Source organism: Bradyrhizobium archetypum, from assembly GCF_013114835.1.
Lineage (GTDB): Bacteria > Pseudomonadota > Alphaproteobacteria > Rhizobiales > Xanthobacteraceae > Bradyrhizobium > Bradyrhizobium archetypum.
Genome location: NZ_JAAVLW010000004.1, coordinates 77,978 through 95,858, shown reverse-complemented (window position 1 = coordinate 95,858; position 17,881 = coordinate 77,978). Strand labels below are relative to the sequence as shown.

At 63.3% G+C, this 17,881-nt stretch carries 16 protein-coding genes, 3 pseudogenes and 1 riboswitch; of the genes and pseudogenes, 10 read left to right on the top strand and 9 right to left on the bottom strand.

The genetic code is table 11. From position 1 onward, the window contains the following. Positions 1-148 precede the first annotated feature (148 nt). Positions 149-769: a hypothetical protein gene (locus HCN50_RS13160; RefSeq protein ID WP_171710097.1), complete on the top strand. Its 621-nt coding sequence runs from the start codon at positions 149-151 to the stop codon at positions 767-769. Positions 770-939: 170 nt separating this feature from the next. Then, on the top strand, positions 940-1,893 hold the full coding sequence (locus HCN50_RS13155) for a ribose-phosphate pyrophosphokinase (RefSeq protein WP_171710645.1): 954 nt from the start codon (positions 940-942) through the stop codon (positions 1,891-1,893). A 176-nt stretch (positions 1,894-2,069) separates the two neighbouring features. On the opposite strand, the gene HCN50_RS13150 is transcribed toward HCN50_RS13155, so the two are convergent. Then, a complete protein-coding gene (locus HCN50_RS13150) occupies positions 2,070-2,885 on the bottom strand; it encodes an SDR family NAD(P)-dependent oxidoreductase (protein ID WP_171710096.1) in 816 nt (271 codons plus the stop codon). A 149-nt stretch (positions 2,886-3,034) separates the two neighbouring features. Beyond that, positions 3,035-3,613, bottom strand: a complete 579-nt coding sequence (locus HCN50_RS13145; protein WP_065731409.1) for a 6,7-dimethyl-8-ribityllumazine synthase — start codon at positions 3,611-3,613, stop codon at positions 3,035-3,037. A 79-nt stretch (positions 3,614-3,692) separates the two neighbouring features. Next, a riboswitch (FMN riboswitch) is annotated at positions 3,693-3,845 on the bottom strand. Between the two features lie 324 nt (positions 3,846-4,169). Between HCN50_RS13145 and HCN50_RS13140 the strand changes: the two genes are divergently transcribed. From HCN50_RS13140 to proC, 3 genes are all read left to right on the top strand, one after another. Beyond that, positions 4,170-5,789: a glycosyltransferase family 87 protein gene (locus tag HCN50_RS13140; RefSeq protein ID WP_171710095.1), complete on the top strand. Its 1,620-nt coding sequence runs from the start codon at positions 4,170-4,172 to the stop codon at positions 5,787-5,789. Positions 5,790-6,147: 358 nt separating this feature from the next. Continuing rightward, positions 6,148-6,648 (top strand): type III secretion system chaperone family protein, encoded by a 501-nt coding sequence (locus HCN50_RS13135; protein WP_171710094.1) that lies wholly within the window; start codon positions 6,148-6,150, stop codon positions 6,646-6,648. A 161-nt stretch (positions 6,649-6,809) separates the two neighbouring features. Continuing rightward, positions 6,810-7,631 (top strand): pyrroline-5-carboxylate reductase, encoded by an 822-nt coding sequence (proC, locus tag HCN50_RS13130; RefSeq protein ID WP_171710093.1) that lies wholly within the window; start codon positions 6,810-6,812, stop codon positions 7,629-7,631. A gap of 117 nt (positions 7,632-7,748) precedes the next feature. Here the strand turns inward: proC and HCN50_RS13125 are convergent. The 5 genes and pseudogenes from HCN50_RS13125 to HCN50_RS13105 all read right to left on the bottom strand — a co-directional run bounded on the left by HCN50_RS13125 (position 7,749) and on the right by HCN50_RS13105 (position 12,271). Then, a pseudogene (locus HCN50_RS13125) lies at positions 7,749-8,139 on the bottom strand (thioesterase family protein). Between the two features lie 102 nt (positions 8,140-8,241). Then, complete coding sequence (locus tag HCN50_RS13120; RefSeq protein ID WP_171710092.1) at positions 8,242-8,445, bottom strand: tautomerase family protein; 204 nt, start codon at positions 8,443-8,445, stop codon at positions 8,242-8,244. A gap of 244 nt (positions 8,446-8,689) precedes the next feature. After that, a pseudogene (hisS, locus tag HCN50_RS13115) lies at positions 8,690-10,040 on the bottom strand (histidine--tRNA ligase); the annotation flags it as partial. A gap of 136 nt (positions 10,041-10,176) precedes the next feature. Beyond that, positions 10,177-11,068: pseudogene (locus HCN50_RS13110) on the bottom strand (branched-chain amino acid aminotransferase). A gap of 126 nt (positions 11,069-11,194) precedes the next feature. Beyond that, complete coding sequence (locus HCN50_RS13105; protein ID WP_171710090.1) at positions 11,195-12,271, bottom strand: branched-chain amino acid aminotransferase; 1,077 nt, start codon at positions 12,269-12,271, stop codon at positions 11,195-11,197. Between the two features lie 330 nt (positions 12,272-12,601). Between HCN50_RS13105 and HCN50_RS13100 the strand changes: the two genes are divergently transcribed. The 3 genes from HCN50_RS13100 to HCN50_RS13090 are packed head-to-tail and all read left to right on the top strand — an operon-like array spanning position 12,602 to position 15,280. Further along, the gene (locus tag HCN50_RS13100; protein WP_171710089.1) at positions 12,602-13,150 is read left to right on the top strand and encodes a MarR family winged helix-turn-helix transcriptional regulator; all 549 of its coding nucleotides are present in this window, start codon (positions 12,602-12,604) and stop codon (positions 13,148-13,150) included. Continuing rightward, complete coding sequence (locus HCN50_RS13095) at positions 13,147-13,887, top strand: response regulator (RefSeq protein WP_171710088.1); 741 nt, start codon at positions 13,147-13,149, stop codon at positions 13,885-13,887. Before HCN50_RS13100 ends, HCN50_RS13095 begins: the two co-directional genes overlap by 4 nt. A 7-nt stretch (positions 13,888-13,894) precedes the next feature. After that, positions 13,895-15,280, top strand: a complete 1,386-nt coding sequence (locus tag HCN50_RS13090; RefSeq protein WP_171710087.1) for an ATP-binding protein — start codon at positions 13,895-13,897, stop codon at positions 15,278-15,280. A 143-nt stretch (positions 15,281-15,423) separates the two neighbouring features. On the opposite strand, the gene HCN50_RS13085 is transcribed toward HCN50_RS13090, so the two are convergent. Both HCN50_RS13085 and HCN50_RS13080 read right to left on the bottom strand, forming a co-directional pair. Next, on the bottom strand, positions 15,424-15,960 hold the full coding sequence (locus tag HCN50_RS13085; RefSeq protein ID WP_171710086.1) for a DUF3617 domain-containing protein: 537 nt from the start codon (positions 15,958-15,960) through the stop codon (positions 15,424-15,426). 103 nt (positions 15,961-16,063) lie between these two features. Further along, entirely contained in the window at positions 16,064-16,369 is a 306-nt protein-coding gene (locus HCN50_RS13080; RefSeq protein WP_171710085.1) for a hypothetical protein, read from the bottom strand. Between the two features lie 165 nt (positions 16,370-16,534). Between HCN50_RS13080 and HCN50_RS13075 the strand changes: the two genes are divergently transcribed. Next, positions 16,535-16,996, top strand: coding sequence for a hypothetical protein (locus tag HCN50_RS13075; RefSeq protein ID WP_171710084.1), 462 nt, complete (start codon positions 16,535-16,537; stop codon positions 16,994-16,996). A 121-nt stretch (positions 16,997-17,117) separates the two neighbouring features. Further along, the gene (locus tag HCN50_RS13070) at positions 17,118-17,795 is read left to right on the top strand and encodes a ribonuclease T2 family protein (RefSeq protein ID WP_171710083.1); all 678 of its coding nucleotides are present in this window, start codon (positions 17,118-17,120) and stop codon (positions 17,793-17,795) included. Positions 17,796-17,881 lie beyond the last annotated feature (86 nt).

The following is a 17,881-nucleotide window of genomic DNA, read 5'->3' as shown; positions in this document are numbered from 1 at the left end:
GCAATTGCTCGCATGGACCAATCCTGCGGGGCTGAAGAATTCTGGCAACAACAAGGTGAATCAGGGCGAGCGGGTCGCGATCTTTTTGGTGAGCAGGTACGCCCGCTGCCCTAGACCTTAACACATTTTAACGATATCGCAGGGAGCAATGAGGGACATCCTGATCGCTTCGTGCCTGCGAGCCCCGCGCGCCATGATCGCCGCGGCGCTGTTGGTCGTTTCCTGCGCGCTCGGTGGCTGCGCCGGCGGCGGCGCGGCCAGCGGCTCGTACGCCATGGCAACGAGCGCGGGTGGTGGCGCCACCGTGGCATTCGAATCAATCGACGGGCCGCCGCCGCAGGTGTTCGACCGCATGGTCAGCGTGCTCGACAGCGAATCGAAGCTGCGCAACCTCTCGATCGTCTCCCGCGAAGGCGGAGCTTCCTATCGCGTGCGCAGCTATCTCTCGGCGCAGGTGGTTCGTGGCAAGACCATGATCGCCTGGGTCTGGGACGTCTATGACAACAACCAGCAGCGCGCACTGCGCCTTTCTGGCGAAGAACCAGCCGGCAAGGCCGGCCGTGACGCCTGGGCGGCGGCCGACGACCTCGTCTTGCGGAAAATCGCGCAGGCCGGCCTTAGCGGTCTGTCAGGCATGATCAATGGCACGCCGGACGCGGCGCCCGCTCCGGCCCCGGAGCGCCGCGGGCCCGCGGTCGCGAGTGCGGATGAGATCATGCTCGCCCAGGATGCGGCTGGCGTCACCGCGCTGGGTTTCAGCGCCCAATAATCGGCCCCGTAAAGTCCGGTATCGGCCGATTTTTGACCGGGAAAACGACGTCAATGGGTTGCCAGCCGAGCCACCCGCCTGATATCTCCTCGCTCACAAAACGCGCTGGTTCCCGAGGATTTCTCGATATGCTGAACGTCGTATCCAGCAAGGCGCGAGGAGAAGCGTTGATGGCGGCCAAGAACGGCTCGATCAAGCTGGTCGCTGGCAATTCCAACCCCGCGCTGGCCCAGGAAATCGCGAACTGGCTGCACCTGCCGCTGACCAAGGCGACGGTCCGCCGGTTTGCGGACATGGAAATCTTCGTCGAAATTCAGGAAAACGTCCGCGGCTCCGACGCGTTCATCATCCAGTCGACCTCGTATCCGGCCAACGACCATCTGATGGAACTGTTGATCATCACCGATGCGCTGCGCCGGTCGTCCGCGCGCCGCATTACGGCGGTGATCCCGTATTTCGGCTATGCTAGGCAGGACCGCAAGGTCGGCTCGCGCGCGCCGATCTCGGCCAAGCTGGTCGCCAACATGATCACCCAGGCCGGCATCGACCGGGTGATGACACTCGACCTGCACGCCGGCCAGATCCAGGGCTTCTTCGACATCCCGACCGACAATCTCTTCGCCTCGCCGGTCATGGTGCGCGACATCAAGGAGCGCTTTGATCTCAGCAACGTCATGGTGGTATCGCCCGACGTTGGCGGCGTGGTGCGCGCGCGCGGGCTGGCCAAGCGCATCAATACCCCGCTCGCCATTATCGACAAGCGCCGCGAGCGCGCCGGCGAATCCGAAGTAATGAACGTGATCGGCGACTGCGCCGGCTTCACCTGCATCCTGATCGACGACATCGTCGATTCCGGCGGCACGCTGGTGAACGCGGCCGATGCGCTGATCGCCAATGGCGCCAAGGAAGTTTACGCCTATATCAGCCACGGCGTGCTCTCGGGCGGCGCTGCCGCGCGCATCGCCTCTTCGAAGCTGAAAGAGCTCGTGATCACCGACTCGATCCTGCCGACGGACGCGGTCAACAAGGCCGCCAACATCCGCACGCTGTCGATCGCCCCCTTGATCGCCGAAGCGATCAGCCGCACCGCCGCGGAAGAATCGGTGTCGAGTCTTTTCGATTAAGACAGACCCTGTAGGCGGGCAAAGGCGCGTACGCGCCGTGCCCACCGCGCAAATGTCAGACCTCATCCTGAGGAGCGCGAAGCGCGTCTCGAAGGATAAATGGCACCAGCGGGGCCGCATGGTTCGAGACGGCGCTAAAGCGCCTCCTCACCATAGGGTTTAGTAGACGTGCCTTGCTATTCGAACCCCGGTCGCGGCACCAAATTCATCAGCATATTGGCGTAGCCGCCGTCGACCATGATCTCCTCGCCGTTGATATAGGAGGCGCGGTCGCTCGCAAGAAACAGGATCGCGTCGGCCATGTCCTGCGGCATTCCGATTCGGCGCAACGGCACCACGGCGGAGCGCCGCTCGGTGACCCCTGGCGTATCGTAGAATGACTGGCTCATCGGCGTGATCACCATGCCGGGACTGACGACATTGCTGCGGATGCCGTGCGGGCCCCACTCATTGGCAAGCTGCCGCGACAGCATGATCACGCCGGCCTTGCTGACACTGTAGGCGCCGCTCTGCCCCTGCGCGTTACTGCCGGCAATCGAGGCCACATGAACGAGGCTGCCGCGGCCACGCGCGCGCATCTGCCGCCCGAACACCTGCGCGCAGACGAAATAGCCGGTGAGATTGACCGTGAGAACGGCGTTCCATTCGGCGAGCGTCAGGCTGTCGAGGGCGCCGGGCCGCAGCACCGCGGCGGTGTTCACCAGCACGTCGCATGGTCCCAACGATTTCTCGATGCTCGCAGCGGCGACGTTGACGCTCTCCACGTCAGAAGTATCGCAGCGGGCGATGACGTGATCGGTGCCGAGCTTGCCAAGCTCGGCACGCGTCACCTCAAGCCCACGCTCATCGAGATCGATCGCGGCGATGCGAGCGCCAGCCTGGGCAAAACTGAGGGCAACGGCGCGACCAATTCCGCCTCCCCCGCCCGTCACCACACAGGTCCGACCTGACAGGCCGAGCCAATCAGAAGATTCCCGCGAGCCGTTGACCATCGATAACTCCAATCGAGAGTTCATTCGTCATTGCGAGCCACCGGGTCGCGCGAATGCGCGCCCGATGACAGGCTCCGCGAAGCAATCCATCGAGCCGCAAGGAAGAATGGATTGCTTCGTCACTTCGTTCCTCGCAATGACGGGTTGAGCTACCCCACAATCCCCGCCGCCACTTGTCCGCGCAGCCGCTCCAAACTGTGCAGCGTGTTGGCGCAGGCTTCGGCGACCTCGATGCCCTTGATGACGAAATGCTTGCGGAAGAATTCGTGGTGCACGGCGCTGTCGTGGAATTGCTGCGGCGTCAACACCGCGGAGAATACCGGCACCTCGGTTCTGAGCTGCACGTCCATCAGCGCCTTGATCACGGTATCGGCGACGAATTCGTGGCGATAGATGCCACCGTCGACCACGAGCCCTGCCGCAACGATCGCGGTGTAGCGTCGCGTCTTGGCGAGCAGTTGCGCATGCAGGGGTATCTCGAACGAGCCCGGCACCTCGAACAGATCGACCTGCGCGCGCGTGATGTGGCGCGCCTCGATCTCTTCGAGGAAGGCGATGCGGCATTCCTCGACGACGTCGCGATGCCAGGACGACTGCACAAAGGCGATGCGCTGCGGCTTGACGAAACGCGGATGCACCGGTGCCGGCGGACGCTCAGGCACGTCAGGAACGTGATGGGCTTCGGCTGCTTGGGATTGGACTTCAGGCTCTTGCAACATCTGATTCATGGCTTTCCTCTTTCAGGACCAGAATCAGGGCATACGGAACGACGTCGGCCCACGCGCAAAACGTGCGCTGGCCGCCGCAAACCGTTCTCTTTCATCCGGACTGTAACCGTCGGCTTCGGATTCACACCGAATCTGCTGACCCTTCTGCTCAGGAGAGCCGAAGGCGCTCGCGGGCTTGGGCTACGTCACCCTTACCGCCGGTGGGGATTTTCACCCCGCCCTGAGAACATCGGCCGCCCGGAATGGACGACCTGTCCCAAGGATATGACCAACGCCGGGCAATCAGCAAGCGCCTTTGGCATGGGGAATCGGCATGTGCCCATGCCGCCGGAACAGGGCGCGACAAGCGTGATCCGCGGACGGCCTTACTCCGCGCGGTCCTGCAACCGTCATGGATGGTGCGACGCCAGAGAAGAGGCCTTAACTCGCGATTTGCGAACGGTCTGAAGACGGGTCGATGCACGGCGAAACATTCACGAATCCTTAAAGCCGACCTCCTAGACGTGTCTATCGTGCCCAACTCCAGATTGCCCCGGGCGACGCAAATGGAGCAAGCGTGATAGACGCCGCTGACGTTGTCGGCACGGATGCAGCAAGCCCCGCTTGTCGGGTCCGGCCAACGCCCGTTCTTCAGACCAATGTCCTGGTTGCGATGGCCATCGCACTCGGCTCGTTGCTGGCGGGCGCGATCTACACCTGGTTCGTCGGCGAGGACGTCAACTGGGATTGGCAGAACTACCACGAGTACAATGTCTGGGCCGTCATCACCGGCCGCTATGGCATCGATGCGCTGCCGCCCGGCTTCCAGACCTATTTCAATCCGACGGTCTACTTCCCGGTCTACTATCTGCGCCATTTGCTGCCCCTGCCCTACGGCCTGATGATCATCGGCGCGGTGCACGGCCTCAATCTGCTGCTGATCTATTTTCTTATCCGCGTCCTGCTGCGCGAGGCCGCGACGGTGAGCGCGATCGGCGCAGCGATCCTGGTTGCCGCGGTCGGGCCGATGACGCTTTCGGAAGTGGGCACGAGCTTCTCCGACATTCTCACCGCGCTTCCAGTTGTTGCAGGCTGCATCCTGATCCTGTCGGCGGATCGACGTTGCGGACGTTACGTTCTCGCAGGATTGTTGGTCGGCGCCGCCGTCGGCCTGAAGCTGACCAATGTCGTCTATGCGCTCGGCGCAGCCGCCGCCGTGCTCGCCGCCAGCCGACCGCTGCCGGCAACGTTCTGGCTCGCACTTGGCGGCGCCATCGGCGCGGTAGCGACCGGCGGCCCCTGGGGCGTCATGCTCTGGCGCGAGATGGGCAATCCGATCTTCCCGCTTTTCAACGCCGTGTTCCAGTCCCCCGAACTGATGCCGATGAACATCATGGACTGGCAGTTCTTGCCGCGCGGCATGCTGGATGCGCTGGCCTATCCGTTCTACTGGCTGGTCGGCGACAACAGGAGCTCGGAATATCCGTTTCGCGACGCGCGATTTGCGGCCGCGACGCTGCTCCTCGTTTTCGCTATCGGGAGATCCCTCGTCAGCCGCGTTACGATCTTCACGCAACGCGATATCCAGTTCCTGCTGTTCTTCATCGTCTCTTATGCAGCATGGCTCGCGGTGTTTTCGATTCAGCGCTACGCGATCGTGCTAGAGCTCCTGTGCGCGCCGCTAATCGTCCTGTTGATTTTCCGCGCACTGGCCGGGCCGCCGGGAGCACTCGCGCAAGGCGCATCGTCGCTGCGCGTCGATTCCGTAATGGTGGCAACAGCCCTCTTGATCGCATTATGGACCCAGCCGGGCGACTGGTTCCGTCGCCCCTGGTCCAATCCATTCAACCCCGCCATTCCCCAAGAGCTCCACCAGCCTGCAGACTATCTCATTATCGACAAGCCGATTGCCTACATCGCCCCGCTGCTGCCGGCACAGTCGCGCTTCTACCAGATCGCCGACATCGCCCTGCCCATCATGCCCGACGGCAGGTTCGACCGCCGCATTCGTGCCGGACTGAAATCTCCGTTGCCGGGCGGCGTATGGGAATTGCACATGCGGGGCAAACCGATCCGCGAACATTTGCTGGAGCGGTATGGTTTCCGGGTCGATGCTGCAAAGCCGTGCGTTGAAATCGAGGGCGCGCAGCTTGGGACCGCGATTGAAGCATGTCCGCTAACCGCGCGCGAGAGATAGGACCGGCGGCGGTTTCGCGGAAGCCGGTCGTCCCCGGTAAGAATTAACCAGAAATTAACCATTGTGGCAGACTGGCCCTATTTCGGCGGCGCGCCGGACTCCGGCGCGCTCGAATCCGATTCCGGTTTGTTCTCACATTAATAACTTTGGCCACGATCAACTGTGGACGACGCGGCTTTGGCCTGTGGACGGACTCAGGGGTCAGTTGCGCGGATTCCGCAAATCACATCACTTGAGCTTCGGCAGCCCCGGGATGATCCGCGACCGGGGGATTGCAGCCGGCGGCGGCGCATCAGTTCAACGCGTGCCGTGCTCCGTGTGTGTATCAGAAGAATTCAAGAAACAGGGTCGAGACGGCATGTCCCTCCTCGAAGGCACCATTGATTCCCGGAACAACCCGCTCGCGGTGGTCGAGGACATTGCCGCCAGTAACAATTGGCCATTCGAGCGCTCCGGCGAAGATGAAGTCACCATTGTCTCCAAGGGCAACTGGACAGACTACCAACTCTCCTTCACCTGGATGGCGGAGATCGAGGCCCTGCATTTGGCCTCCGCCTTTGACATGAAGATTCCGCCGGCGCGCCGCCCGGAAGTGCAGCGGCTGATCGCGGCGATCAACGAGCAATTATGGATCGGCCATTTCGACATCTGGAACCACACCGGCATGATCATGTACCGGCAGGCGCTGGTGCTGCCGGGCGGGCTGACTGCATCGACCGCGCAATGCGAGGTTATGCTGGCCGGCGCGATTCACGCCTGCGAGCGCTATTACCCCGCGTTCCAGTTCGTGGTCTGGGCCGGAAAGAGCGCCGCTGAGGCCATGACCGCCGCGATGTTCGATACCGAGGGCGAGGCGTAGCGTTTCCCGTGGTCCAGGCCAAGCGAAGCGCGAGCCGGGACCATACGCCGTGACAGCAATTGTCTCGTGCGGCGCTTGTTGCAAATATCCCGATCCACTAGAACCGCCTGTGGTTATGGGTTCCCGCTTTCGCGGGGACGACGGCACCTGTGGTGGCACCTATGGCTAACACCAACGCACTTCAAAACCTCCAGGGCACGATCGCGCTGGCCGGCGCCGGCAAGATGGGCGGCGCCATGCTGACGGGATGGCTGGCCGGCGGCCTCGATGCCAGGCGCGTCGTGGTGATCGAGCCGCAGCCGTCCCCCGAGATCAGCGCGCTCGCGGCCAAGGGCATTCGCCTCAATCCGAGCGACGCCGGCCCCGCCGACACGCTGGTAGTGGCGGTGAAGCCGCAGACGTTCCGCGAAGCAGGGCCGGCGCTGAAAAACCTCGTGGGAGCGTCCACGCTTGTCGTGTCGATCATGGCCGGCACGACGATTGCCGTGCTGGAAGAAGTCTGCGGCGGCATGGTGGTTCGCGCGATGCCGAACACGCCGGCCGCGATCAGCCGCGGCATCACGGTTGCGGTATCAGCGAAAACTGTCAGCGCCGCCCAACGCGCCACGGCAGATGCGTTGCTGCGCGCCATCGGCGCGGTCGAATGGATCGATGACGAAGACCTGATGGATGCGGTGACCGCGGTATCAGGCTCCGGCCCGGCTTACGTCTTCCTGCTTGCCGAAGAACTCGCGCGCGCCGGCGTCGAGGCCGGCCTGCCGGCGGAGCTTGCCACCAAGCTCGCGCGCGAAACCGTCGCCGGGTCCGGCGAATTGCTGCATCGCTCCGAGCTTGCCTCGGCCACGCTGCGCCAGAACGTCACCTCGCCCGGCGGCACCACGGCGGCCGCGCTGGAAGTGTTGATGGCCAAGGACGGCCTGCAGCCGCTGATGATCCGCGCGATTGCCGCAGCGACAAAGCGCTCGAAGGAATTGGCGAAGTAATGTTGCCATCATCCTCATGGTGAGGAGGCGCCTTAGCGCCGTCTCGAACCATGAGGCCCGCGGCCATCCTTCGAGACGCGCTACGCGCTCCTCAGGATGAGGTTGAGTGTGCGGCAGCTATCCGGGCTTTAGTCGCTTGGTAAAACTCGCGGCATTGACGAGGCCGCGGGCGTGGCGGCCGTCGCCGATCTTGCGGTCGCCCTCGAAGGCTTCGACCTCGAAGCGGATGACGCGGCGCTCGACGGCTGCGACCCTTCCCGTGACGCGCACCGTCGCGCCGACGAGCGACGCACCGAGATGGCGGATATCGACCTCGGTGACGACCGTAATCCAGCCCGGCTGAAGATGGCTGCGGATGGCGTCGCTCGAGGCCATCTCCATTTCCAGGATCATCATCGGCGTCGCATAGACCATCGGCATGCCCTGCATGCCCGACCGTACGCTCGGGTGGCACGACCAACGTCCGCTCGGCGCTCATGCCGACTTTGATGAAATCGCGTGCGTCCATTGGGCTTTCAACGATCGCCGTCATTCCGGGATGGTGCGTTAGCACCAGACCCGGAATCTCGAGATCCCGGGTTCGCTACGCGACCCGGGATGACCTTTCAGGTCACTTCTTCGCCGCAGCGGCGCGCTCCACAAACGTCTTGCCGCCCTTCATCTTATGCGTGAGCGGCGCCTCGTTGATCTGGATCACGACGGCTTCCGCATCGACGCCGAGATTTTTCACCAGCGCCTGGGTGATGTCGCGCATCATGCCGACTTTCTGTTCCTCGGTGCGGCCGGCGGCCATGCTGATGGTGATCTCAGGCATTCGCGTCTCTCCCGTTCTGTTTCCTGTCATGGCCGGACTTGTTCCGGCCATCCACGACTTCTTCTATCAAACAAGACGTGGATGCCCGGGACAAGCCCGAGCATGACGCCTGGAACGAATGGCTATCCCCACTTCACGTCATGGCGCGCGAGCACCTCGCGCACTTTTGCAACGATCTCGCCTTCGGCGCAGGAAAACTGCGCAGGCCGCGTCTCGCGCCATTCCTGGTTCGAGGCGATGGCGGCAGCCGCCTTGGCGCCTTCGATCAGGTCCTTGATCTGAATTTCGCCGCGCGCCTTCTCGTCCGAGCCCTGGATGATCACGCAAGGCGAATTGCGGCGATCGGCATATTTGAGCTGGTTGCCCATGTTCTTGGGGTTGCCGAGATAGAGCTCGGCGCGGAGGTTCGCATTGCGGAGCTCGGCGACCATCTTCTGGTAGTCGGCGACACGATCGCGGTCGAACACGGTAACCACGACCGGGCCAAACTCCGGTCGTGTGTCGAGCTTGCCAAGCATCGTCAGCGCAGCCTGCAGGCGGGACACGCCGATCGAAAAGCCCGTCGCCGGCACCGGCTCGCCGCGGAAGCGCGAGACGAGACCGTCATAACGGCCACCGCCGCCGACCGAGCCGAAGCGCACGGGGCGGCCTTTTTCGTCCTTGGTGTCGAGCAGCAGTTCGACCTCGTAGACGGGGCCGGTGTAGTACTCGAGGCCGCGCACGACGGAGGGATCGATCACGATACGCTCCGACCCATAACCTGACGCCGAAACAAGTCTGCTGATTGCGTCGAGTTCGTCGCGGCCTTCCTGCCCGATCTTGCTGTCGCGCAGTCGCGCATCGATCTGCGCGCCCTTCTCCATCGCGGCTATGACCAAATCGATGTCATCCTGCCTCAGACCAGCGCCCTTGGTGAAGTCGCCCGACTCATCCTTGCGGCCGTCACCGAGCAGTTGCTGCACGCCTGAAATGCCGAGCCGATCGAGCTTGTCGATCGCACGCATCACCGTCAGCCATTGCCCGTCATCCGCAATGCCGAGCGCGTCGCGCACCCCGTCCAGCACCTTGCGGTTGTTGACCTTCACCACATACGAGCCGCGGGGAATGCCGAGCGCTTCCATTGCATCGGCCGCCATCATGCACATCTCGGCGTCCGCCGCCGGCGAGGCGCTCCCAACGGTATCCGCATCGAACTGCATGAACTGGCGGAAGCGGCCGGGGCCCGGCTTCTCGTTGCGGAATACGTAGCCGAAGCGATAGGAGCGATACGGTTTCGGCAGCGCGTCGAAATTCTCCGCCACATAGCGCGCCAGCGGCGCGGTTAAGTCGTAGCGCAGCGAAATCCACTGCTCGTCGTCGTCCTGGAACGAGAACACGCCCTCGTTCGGCCGGTCCTGGTCGGGCAGGAATTTACCGAGCGCGTCGGTGAACTCCATCGCCGGCGTTTCCACCGGCTCGAAGCCGTACCGCTCATAGACCTCGCGGATCCTCTCGACCATTTGGCGCGTGGCCGCGATCGCGGCCGGGCCACGATCTTCCAGTCCACGCGGCAGCCGCGCCTTCAGTTTCTGGGGTTTTTTGGGTTTTTCAGGCATGGGCGGCTAGGTACCAGCCGGGGCCCGGCAGGGCAACCCGGACCCCATGCACCATGTCCTTGGACTTCTCTAAGGGGTTTCGAGCCTCACCCCGACCCAGAGCGGGCGAGGGAGCGGAGATTTCGCCATGCGCAAATTACGCCGCAGCCGCCTTCCCCTTCGGCTGCACTTCCGCGGTGTAATCCGCCATCAACTGCTCGGAGATCTTGCCGGGCGTGAACTTCCAGTTGGCGATCTCGGAGACCGGCGTCACTTCAGCAGCGGTGCCGGTGATGAAACACTCGGTGAAACCGTCGAGTTCATCGGGCATGATGCGGCGCTCGATCACCTCGATGCCGCGGCGCCTGGCGAGATCGATCGCGGTGGCGCGGGTGATGCCGGCGAGGAAGCAGTCGGCGATCGGCGTATGGATTTTGCCGTCCTTGATGAAGAAGATGTTGGCGCCGGTGCACTCGGCGACGCGGCCCTGCCAGTCCAGCATCATGGCATCGGCGTAGCCGGCGCGCTCCGCCTTGTGCTTACTGATGGTGCAGATCATGTAGAGGCCGGACGCCTTCGCCAGCGCCGGAGTTGTCGCCGGATCGGGCCGCCGATATTCGGCCATGCACATCCGGATGCCCTTCAGCTTCTCGGCGGGATCGAAATAGCTCGGCCAGTCCCAGGCGGCGATGGCGAGATGGATGGTGTTGGTCGGCGCCGAGACGCCCATCTTCTCCGAACCGCGCCAGGGCGATCGGCCGCAGATAGGCATCGGGAAGATTGTTCTTGTCGATCACGAGCTGTTTGGCGGCATCGATCTCGGCCACCGAATAGGGAATCTCGAAATCGAGGATATTGGCCGAATTCTTCAGCCGCTCGGAATGCTCCGTGCTCTTGAAGACCTTGCCGCCATAGGCACGCTCGCCCTCGAACACGCAGCTCGCATAATGGAGGCCATGAGTCAGGATATGCACGTTGGCATCGGCCCACGGCACCAGCCGGCCATCGTACCAGATGACGCCATCGATCTTGTGGAATGAAATTCCCATGGCTTCTCTCCCGGTTTAGCGCCTTTTCAATTGGCCGCGCGTCAGCGTCGCGCGACTCGATGAGACGCGTGCTGTCGAGCGCTAAAGTGATCTATCAAGCTAACGGCCGGATAATTCCGCCGCCGGTCACATGACCTTTCGGATCCAGTCGTGCGGGTCCGCCGCGCGACCGTACTGGATGTCGACCAGCTTCTTGCGCAGCCCCATGGCGACAGGCCCGGCGACGCCGCCGTTGATCTGGAAATCGCCGCTCGCCGAGCACACCTTGCCGATCGGCGAGATGACAGCCGCCGTGCCGCAGGCGAAGGCCTCTTTGAGCTTTCCGCTGGCGACATCCCTGCGCCACTGCTCGATCGTATAGGCCTCCTCGCGCACGGGCGTGCCCGAATCCTTTGCGAGGGCGATAATCGAATCGCGGGTGATGCCCGGCAGGATGGTGCCGAGCGGCGGCGTCGAGAGCGAGCCGTCCTCGAACACAAAGAAGACGTTCATGCCGCCGAGCTCCTCGATGTAGCGACGCTCGATCGCATCGAGGAAGACGACCTGGTCGCAGCCATGCTCGATCGCCTCAGCCTGCGCGCGCAGGCTCGCGGCGTAATTGCCGCCGCACTTCACGGCGCCGGTGCCGCCGATCGCAGCGCGCGTATAATTCTCCGACACCCAGATCGATACCGGTGCGGGTCCGCCCTTGAAATAGGAGCCGACCGGCGAAGCGATGACGGCAAAGATGTATTCGGCGGAAGGCTTCACGCCGAGAAAGACCTCGCTCGCGATCATGAAAGGCCGCAAATAGAGGCTGCCTTCGCCGCCCGGTATCCAGGCGCTGTCGATGCGCACGAGCTGCTCGACCGCTTCGATGAAGACAGGCTCGGGCAGCGGCGCCATGGCCATGCGCTCGGCCGAACTGCGGAAGCGCCTTGCATTGGCGTCGGGGCGGAACAGATTCACGCCATTGTCGCGCTTGTAGGCCTTGAGACCTTCGAAAATCTCCTGCGCGTAGTGCAGGACCGCCGTGGCGGGATCGAGCGGAAAATTCGCGCGAGCCTCGATACGCGCGTCATGCCAGCCCTTGGCATGGTTGTAGCGGACGATCGCCATGTGATCGGTGAAAATCCGGCCGAAGCCCGGGTCGACGAGCTTTGCCGCGCGCTCCCTCTCAGGCGTCGGATTCGCTGCTGGCTGGATTTCGAATTTCAAACTCATTCCCCTGCTTCCCGCTGGTCGAAATCGGCGCGCTTTGGCGCCGGCCTGCCCTCCCTGGGCCTGCTGGCTTGATAGGTCCGGGCTTCCATCTCCACCGGCCTTGCGGCCGGTTTCCGTCGCCGTCATGCCGGTTGAGGACATGCTTTTGCGGAATGCCGAAGTCCAGTATGTTTGCCGAAATGCCGCTCGACAATCGCACGGTAGTCCAATTTGCGGCCGTTGCCGCCATCGCTGGCTTTTTTCGGCTGCCTGACACGTCACCAGTTATAAACGACTTAAAGTTTCGTCGTGGCTGGCAGTTTTGTAACATTGAACCCAAGATATGTCAACATGACTGACATAAATTTCTCAAGGGGCGCCGCCCACCCTGATTCGCATGGAAATGCGGGCACGTCCCCTGCCCCGCGCGAGATGCGCTGGGACATCATCGAACTGCTGTTCTTCGCCTATCGCGACTTCGTCGGCGACGCCGACCACGAGCTCGAGGCGTTCGGATTCGGCCGCGCCCATCACCGCGTGATGCATTTCGTCTACCGCTACCCCGGCCTCAAAGTGGCCGACCTCCTGGACGTCTTGCGGATCACCAAGCAGTCTCTCGGCCGGGTGCTCAAACAGTTGCTCGATGAGGGCTACATCATCCAGAAAACCGGCAATAACGACCGCCGACAGCGCCTTCTTTACGCCACCCCGAAGGGCGAAGCGTTGGTGGCAAAGCTCGCAGGGCTGCAGACCGATCGCATCACCCGGGCGCTGCGGGACATCAATCCCGACGGCGTCGCGGCGATCGGCCAGTTCCTGCGTGCGATGATCGATCGCGACGACCCCGACAAGGTGTTGGAGGCGATCTTCGGGACCGGCAGCAAGAAGCCGAGGGAGTGACCGTGCCGCAAGCAGCAACCATCGCGACAGCCACCGCGCGCGCGCCGCGGCAACTGGCCGACGACGCCCCGCATCTGCTCCTGGTCGATGACGACCGCCGCATCCGCGATCTATTGTCGCGGTTTCTCTCCGGCGAGGGCTATCGTGTCACGACCGCGTCGAGCGCCACCGACGCACGCGCCAAGCTGCTCGGCCTGCATTTCGATCTCCTGATCCTCGACGTCATGATGCCCGGCGAAACCGGCTTCGACCTGGCGCGGTTCATCCGCACCTCGTCCGCGGTGCCGATCATCATGCTGACGGCGCGCCATGAGGCGGAAGCACGGATCGAGGGGCTGCAGATCGGCGCCGATGACTATGTCGCAAAACCGTTCGAGCCGCGCGAACTGGTCTTGCGGATCGGCAACATCCTCAAGCGCTCGGCGCCGCCGCCGGTGGAAGCGCTCGAACAGATCGCATTCGGCCCTTACATTTTTCATCTCGACCGCGGCGAACTGCGCCAGGGCGAGGAGATCATTCACCTGACCGACCGCGAACGCGAAATGCTGCGCATTCTGGCTGCGAGCCCCGGCGAAACCGTGCCGCGCGCGGCGCTGACCGGCGGCGGTACGGTCAATGAGCGCGCCGTCGACGTGCAGATCAACCGCCTGCGCCGCAAGATCGAACAGGATCCCGCCAATCCGCTGTTCCTGCAGGCGGTGCGCGGCATCGGCTACCGCCTGGTCGCGTCGCCCTGAGCAACTGATGAGCACGCTCGATACCGGCCTGACCTTCATCCGCAATGCGTCGCAACGCGTCTCCAAGGCCAATGGCTGGATGGGGAACGCGTTCAAAGGCTGGATGCCGACCGGCCTCTATGCGCGGGCGCTGCTGATTATGATCGTGCCGATGGTGATCCTGCAGACGGTGGTCGCGTTCGTGTTCATGGAGCGCCACTGGAACACGGTGACGCGGCGCCTGTCGGCTGCCGTGGTGCAGGACATCGCCAGCCTGATCGACGTCTACAAGGCATTTCCGCAGGACAAGGACCGCGCGCAGTTGCGCCGCATCGGGCAGCGGTTGCAATTGGTCGTCGATTTCCTTCCCGTCGGCGACATGCCGCAGCCCGGACCAAAACCGTTCTTCTCGCTGCTCGACCAGACCTTGTCGGTGCAGCTCGGCCGGCAGATCGGCCGTCCGTTCTGGATCGACACCGTCGGCAAATCCAATCTGGTCGAAATCCGTATCCAGCTCGACGATGCCGTGATGCGCGTATTCGCACAGCGCAGCGCAGCCTATGCCTCCAATTCGGAGATCTTCATTTTCTGGATGCTCGGCACCTCCTCGATCCTGCTGATCGTCGCGGTCTTGTTCCTGCGCAACCAGATCAGGCCGATCCTGCGGCTGGCGGAAGCCGCCGAAAGCTTTGGCAAGGGCCGCGAGGTGCCGAACTTCCGGCCGCGCGGCGCGCGCGAGGTGCGGCAGGCGGCACAGGCGTTCCTGGAGATGAAGGCGCGCGTCGAACGTTCGATCGATCAGCGCACCGCGATGCTCGCCGGCGTCAGCCACGACCTGCGCACTATCCTGACCCGCTTCAAGCTCGAGCTTGCGCTGATCGGCGACAGCCCGGAAGTCGACGGCATGCGCAAGGATGTCGACGAAATGTCGGGCATGCTGGAGGCCTATCTTGCCTTCGCACGGGGCGACAGCGGCGAGATCGCGCAACCGACCGATATGGCGATGGCGCTGGAAGAATTGCGCAGCGATGCCGAACGCCACGGCCATACGGCAACGGTGACGTTCCACGGCCTGCCAGTCGTGACGGTGAAACCAGCCTCGTTCAAGCGCTGCATCGCCAACCTCGTCTCCAATGCGGCGCGCTACGCCAGGACGGTCGCCATCACCGGCCATCGCGATCACCGCTATCTGACAGTGACGGTCGATGACGACGGCCCAGGCATTCCCGCCAACATGCGCGAGGAGGTGTTCAAGCCATTCCTGCGGCTCGACGACGCCCGAAACCAGGACGAGGGCGGCACCGGCCTGGGGCTCGCCATCGCCCGCGACATCGCGCGCTCGCATGGAGGCGACATTACGCTCAGCGACAGCCCAATGGGCGGATTGCGCGCGGCAGTCAGGGTGCCGGTGTAGATTTTCGAGAGATCCGGGCCTTCATCCTTCGAGACGCGCGAAGTCGCGCTCCTCAGGCTAAGGATCTATCTCCTCATGTGAGGAGCGCAGCAAAGCTGCGCGTCTCGAACCATGTGGCCTGACTGCAATCGCTATGAACGGAGCTACTTCTTTGGGATCAGCGCCTTCAGCTTTTCCATGTCCTTGATATTCATCTTCATACCGCCGGGCATCATGATGTCGCCGGGCTTCTGATCGGCCTTACAGGCGCCGATCCATTTGGCCTCGATCGTCGTGGTGGTATCGCGCGGAGCACCGGCGATGCCGCCCTCGCTGTGCGATGTCGATTTCACGGTGTAGGCGGAATTGAAGTCACCGGTGATTTCGGCACGTGACTTGACCGTGATGCCGGCCATGCCGCAGACGGAATCGGTGACGTAGCCAGTCGCGGTCTTCTGGATGTCTTGCTTCGAGCAAATCTGCTTGGCCATCGGCGACATGGCGGTGCTCATGTCCTTGTCGGTGGTCTCATCGGTGCATTGCTGCATCGTCATATCGGGCGATGGCGAATCCGTGCTCACCACCTTCATCTCCCACAGGCCGGCCTTGCGCACCGGCAGCTCTACGGCAGCGGCGCCGCTCGCCGGCAGCAGGGCAAGCAGGCCAACGGTCGACCAGGATACAATAAGCAGTCGTCTCATGCGTGTGCTCCGCTGAACTGTCAACGCTTTCGTGCGCGCGCAGAGTGAACACACGCTTTGCGTGGCAAAAGCATGTCCAGCGGGGAAAGGTAGCGGGTCGCGGTCAGTAAAGCGTGCGCAGCGGCCGCTCGGCTGCACCATAGGGCACCCAGCGGCAGGCAAAGGAAAGATAACCGCCATAGTTGGGCTGCACGCCGAGGAATTTCACCACCTTGCCGTAGCGGGAGCAGTGATCGACGGCGAGCTGGCGGGCATCGGCCTGCATCGCCAGCTGATAGGCGATGATGCCGCCGGTGTCATTGCCCTTGAAGGCCGGCACCGTGTCGATATCCCACCACTGCGCCTGCGCCGGCGCCCCGGCCAGCATTCCGCTCATGGCAATCAGGCTCGCGGCCAGAATTCTTCGCATCGCAGACTCCGTTTCGCTCGAAGCCCACCATAGTGTGCGCCGACGGCCGTGAAAAGAATGGTTGCAGCACGAGGCGGACTTGGCCGTCAGGTGTTGCCCCCCTGCACTTGACCTTGTCGGGGCTTCGCGGCACCGTCCCGTGCGTTGGCTTACCGGCGGATTCCCATGCGCAACCTGTTCACATCATTGAGAGCACTCGGTCTGATGACGGCGGCGCTCGCCCTGCTGGTCTCCAGCCATGCCGTCCAGGCGGCCAATCCCCTGGAATTGAATTTCTGGCTGTCCGGGCCGCGCTATGACGGCGGGGTCGCCGAATGCGAGCGGGCACTGTCGACCATCGCGTCACAATTCCAGGAGAAAGAGGGCAAGTTCTGGAATTCGGCGCTTGTCATTACCGGCTTTGGCCGGATCCATGAGACGGCGTTTCGGCCCTGGCAGTCCGACAACATTCCGCGCCGCTACTGCAGCGGCGACGTGATGCTGAGCGACGGCAAGATGCGCTCCGTGCACTACTCGATCATTGAGGATGGTGGCTTCGCCGGCTTCGGCCAGGGTGTCGAATGGTGCGTGACCGGGCTCGATCGCAACTGGGCCTATGGCCCGCGCTGCCGGGCCGCCCGGCCCTAATCCAGCCAATCGCGCCATGCGACCAAGCTCCTCGCAGCCTGTCTGCGGGATCATCGAATTTTGTTCTTGAAATGTTCCGGTTCCCTGCTAGGCTCCCGGTAGTTGAGTAGAAGGGGCATCGATGCACCGGTCCATTATGTCGCGGCTTCTGATTTCGCTGGCTCTTGTTGTCGTCTTTGCCGCGATGGCGTCCGCACAGGACCGCCGGCAGAACGCCCCGGGCGAGTTCGATTTTTATGTTCTCGCCCTTTCATGGTCGCCCTCGTTCTGCGAGGCGGCGGCCGAGCGCGGCAATAGCGGACGTTCGCAGGCCCAATGCAGCCGTCCCTATTCCTTCGTGGTTCACGGGCTGTGGCCGCAATATGAGCGCGGCTTTCCCGAATACTGCCAGCGGCCTGCCCCGCGGCTCGATCGCAACATCATGACCTCCATGCTGGACCTGATGCCGGCGCCCGGCCTGATCTTCAACGAGTGGGACAAGCACGGCACCTGTTCGGGCCTCGGCGCACGAGCCTATTTCGAGGGCATCCGCAAAGCGCGGGCCGCGGTGAAGATCCCCGAGGAATTCCTGCAATTGTCCGAAGAAAAGACCATCGCTCCCGGCGATCTCGAAACGGCCTTCATCAAGATCAACCCGGGCCTGAGCAGTTCGGCGATCTCGGTGACCTGCTCGAGCCGGCGCCTGAGCGAGGTGCGGATCTGCCTGAGCAAGGACATGCAATTCCGCGCCTGCGAGGAAATTGACCGCCGCGCCTGCCGGCGTGACGAAGTGGTGATGCCGCCGGTGCGGGGCGGCTGAAGAGCCTTTCCGCCATGCCAGGGCATGGCGGCCCGCTTTGCGCAGACTGCCCGAGGTTGTCTGCGTTCCCGGCCATCCACGGCTTT